The 3,716-nt window shown below is 66.6% G+C and carries 2 protein-coding genes and 1 pseudogene; all 3 read left to right on the top strand.

Features of this window, described 5'->3' with window-relative positions:
• On the top strand, positions 1 to 1,070 hold a 1,070-nt coding region (locus tag F6S12_RS30360), incomplete at its 5' end, for a HAMP domain-containing sensor histidine kinase (RefSeq protein ID WP_315869734.1).
• A 146-nt stretch (positions 1,071 to 1,216) separates the two neighbouring features.
• Positions 1,217 to 3,451: a TonB-dependent siderophore receptor gene (locus tag F6S12_RS30355; protein ID WP_409999874.1), complete on the top strand. Its 2,235-nt coding sequence runs from the start codon at positions 1,217 to 1,219 to the stop codon at positions 3,449 to 3,451.
• Between the two features lie 44 nt (positions 3,452 to 3,495).
• Positions 3,496 to 3,716 (top strand): annotated as a pseudogene (locus F6S12_RS30350) (alpha/beta hydrolase); the annotation flags it as partial.

Here is a 3,716-nt window from a genome sequence, read left to right as displayed (position 1 = left end):
GCCTGGGCAGCACGCCGCTGACCGCCGAGGAAGCCAGCCACCTGACCTTCATGCGCAAGCTCGACTGGCCCATGAGCCGGCGCCTGCAGGACGAGTTGCCCTACGTCAGCATCGAATTCCCCGAGCACCCGGAGCAAGGCCGGCTGGTGCTGCAACTACCCGAACGCCTGCTGCCCAGCGGCCTGACGCCCTGGACCCACCTGCTCAGCCATGGCGTGGTGCCGACCCTGCTGGCCGCCCTGCTCGGCCTGTTGCTCTACCGCCACCTGGTGCTGCCGTTGAACCGCCTGCGCGACCGCGCCGATGCCTTGCGCGCCGACGACCTGGAAAGCCAGGGCCTGGGCACGCCCCTGGTGAACCGCCACGACGAACTGGGGGAACTGGCCCTGGCCTTCGAGCACATGGCCGAGCGCCTGCGCCAGAGCCTGGCCCAGCAGCGCCTGCTGCTGCGCACGCTGTCCCATGAGCTGCGCACGCCCCTGGCGCGGTTGCGCATCGCCCATGACAGCCGGTTGCCGCCGGAGCAGTTGCGCCAGCGCCTGGACCGGGAAATCGCCGACATGCAGCGCCTGCTGGAAGACACCCTGGACCTGGCCTGGCTCGACACCGAGCGCCCGCAACTGCCTACCGAAGCGGTGCAGGTGCTGTCGATCTGGGAAGCCCTGCGCCAGGACGCCTGCTTCGAAAGCGCCTGGGACGCCGAGCGCCTGCCCTGCCTGCTGGACGCCGAGTGCCGGGTCCAGGTGCACCTGGACAGCATCGCCCAGGCCCTGGAGAACCTGCTGCGCAACGCGATCCGCTACTCCCCCGCCGGCGGCCGGGTGAGCCTGCGCGGCTGGCGCGAAGGCGCCTATTGGCACCTGTGCCTGGAAGACCAGGGACCAGGGGTCGCCGAACAGGACCTGCAACGCATCTTCCAGCCCTACCAGCGCCTGGACTCGGCCCAGGGCGACGGCTTCGGCCTGGGCCTGGCCATCGCCCGGCGCGCCGTGGAGCTGCACCAGGGGCGGATCTGGGCCAGCAACGGCCACCCCGGGCTGTGCATGCACCTGCTGCTGCCCGCCGCCTAGGCCCGGCACAAGCGCGCCCGGCTCCCTGACAGAACCTCGTACCGACCTGGAAGTGTTTAGAAAGTTAATGCGCTTTACTCGCAAATAGCAGTCATTATCATTCGTGATCTTCTGTTTCTGCCTCTGTCCGGAGATCACCGATGTCCATGCGCTCGATGCGTCCTTTCGCCCCTTTCCTGCTGTCCACCTGCTGCCTGCTCAGTCAGGCCGTGCAGGCTGCCAATGAAGGCTCGACCCAGCCGGTCCTGGAGCTGGAACCCCAGAGCGTCATCGCCACCGCCAAGGAAGAAACCAAGCAGGCACCGGGGGTCTCGGTGATCACCGCCGAGGACATCCAGAAGCGCCCGCCGGCCAACGACCTGTCGCAGATCATCCGCACCATGCCCGGGGTCAACCTCACCGGTAACTCCACCAGCGGCCAGCGCGGCAACAACCGGCAGATCGACATCCGCGGCATGGGCCCGGAAAACACCCTGATCCTGGTGGACGGCAAGCCGGTGGGCAGCCGCAACTCGGTGCGCTACGGCTGGCGCGGAGAGCGCGACAGCCGCGGCGACACCAACTGGGTACCGGCCGACCAGGTCGAACGCATCGAAGTGATCCGCGGCCCGGCGGCGGCCCGCTACGGCAACGGCGCCGCTGGCGGGGTGATCAACATCATCACCAAGCAGGCCGGCAGCCAGACCCACGGCAACGCGACGATCTACAGCTCGTTCCCGACCCACAAGGACGAAGGCGCCACCCAACGCATGAGCTTCGGCCTCAACGGCCCGCTGACCGACAGCTTGAGCTACCGGGTCTACGGCAACGTGGCCAAGACCGATTCCGACGACGCCGACATCAACGCCGGCCATGAATCCCTGCGCACCGGCAACCAGGTCGGCACCCTGCCCGCTGGCCGCGAAGGGGTACGCAACAAGGACCTCAACGGCCTCTTGAGCTGGCACCTGACCCCGGACCAGAGCCTGGACTTCGAAGCCGGCTTCAGCCGCCAGGGCAACATCTACACCGGCGATACCCAGAACACCAACAGCAACAGCACGGTGAAAAACCTGCTGGGCCACGAGACCAACCGCAGCTACCGCGAGACCTATTCGGTGACCCATCGTGGCGAATGGGACTTCGGCAGTTCCATGGCCTACCTGCAATACGAAAAGACCCGCAACACGCGGATCAACGAAGGCCTGGCCGGCGGCACCGAAGGCATCTTCAGCAACAGCGAGTTCTACACCGCGGTGCTGCGCGACCTGACCGCCCATGGCGAGGTCAACCTGCCGCTGCACGCCGGCTTCGAGCAGACCCTGACCCTGGGCAGCGAATGGTCCCAGCAAAAGCTCGACGACCCCAGCGCCAACACCCAGAGCACCAGCGAAGGCGGCGCCGTGGGCGGCCTGAGCTCAAGCAACCGCAGCACCCAGTCCAGCGCGCAGATCTTCTCGCTGTTCGCCGAAGACAACATCGAACTGCAGCCGGGCACCATGCTCACCCCCGGCCTGCGTTTGGACCACCACAGCATCGTCGGCGACAACTGGAGCCCATCGCTCAACCTGTCCCACGCCCTGAGCGACACCCTGACCCTCAAGGCCGGCATCGCCCGCGCCTACAAAGCGCCGAACCTGTACCAGCTGAACTCCGACTACCTGCTCTACAGCCGCGGCCAGGGTTGCTACGGCCAGAGCACCAGCTGCTACCTGCAGGGCAACGACAAGCTCAAGGCGGAAACCAGCGTCAACAAGGAACTGGGCCTGGAATACAAGGCCGACGGCTGGGTGGCCGGCCTGACCTACTTCCGCAACGACTACAAGAACAAGGTGGAATCCGGCCTGGCGCCGGTGAGCCGTGCCAGCGGCGGCAGCGGCGCTTACCGCAACTCGGCGATCTACCAATGGGAAAACGTGCCCAAGGCCCTGGTGGAAGGCCTGGAAGGCACCCTGACCATTCCGTTGGCCAGCCAGCTGACCTGGAACAACAACTTCACCTACATGCTGCAATCGAAGAACAAGGAAACCGGCGACTACCTCTCGGTGACCCCGCGCTACACCCTCAACTCGATGCTCGACTGGCAGGCCACCCAGGACCTGTCGCTGCAGGCGACCGTGGCCTGGTACGGCCAGCAGACACCGAAGAAATACGACTACCACGGCGACCGCGTCACCGGCAGCGCCACCCAGCAACTGGCGCCGTACGCCATTGCCGGAGTCAGCGGCACCTACGCCCTGACCCGCAACCTGAGCCTGACCGCCGGGGTCGACAACCTGTTCGACAAACGCCTGTTCCGTGAAGGCAATGCCCAGGGCGTGAACAACATCGCCGGGGCCGGCGCCGCCACCTACAACGAACCCGGGCGCACCCTGTACACCAGCCTGACCGCTTCGTTCTGAGCCATTACCAAGAGCCATCACCAAGAGCCTGCCGAGAACGCCTGATGAGAACTTTTTTCCTGCCCCTGGCCCTGGCCTGGGGCCTTGCTGGAGCGGCCCTGGCCGCCCCCGCCCCGGACCAGCCCATGGACCGCAGCCTGCTGCAACGCCAGGACCTGCCCTACCGCTTCACTAGCCTGCAACTGGATTCCGCCGACGGCCAGCGGCACTACCAACTGTGGATCGGCAAGCCGTTGCAGGCGCCGCCGCCACAGGGCTACCCGGT

The organism is Pseudomonas sp. JV245A, from assembly GCF_032424515.1.
GTDB classification, from domain to species: Bacteria; Pseudomonadota; Gammaproteobacteria; order Pseudomonadales; family Pseudomonadaceae; genus Aquipseudomonas; species Aquipseudomonas protegens.
Note: the sequence above shows the minus strand (reverse complement) of the source record. Positions and strands in the feature narration are given on the sequence as shown.

Bases quoted from the DNA above. Each gene is read 5' to 3' on its own strand.
- F6S12_RS30355 (WP_409999874.1), top strand. From the start codon at position 1,217: ATGCGCTCGATGCGTCCTTTCGCCCCTTTCCTGCTGTCCACCTGCTGC.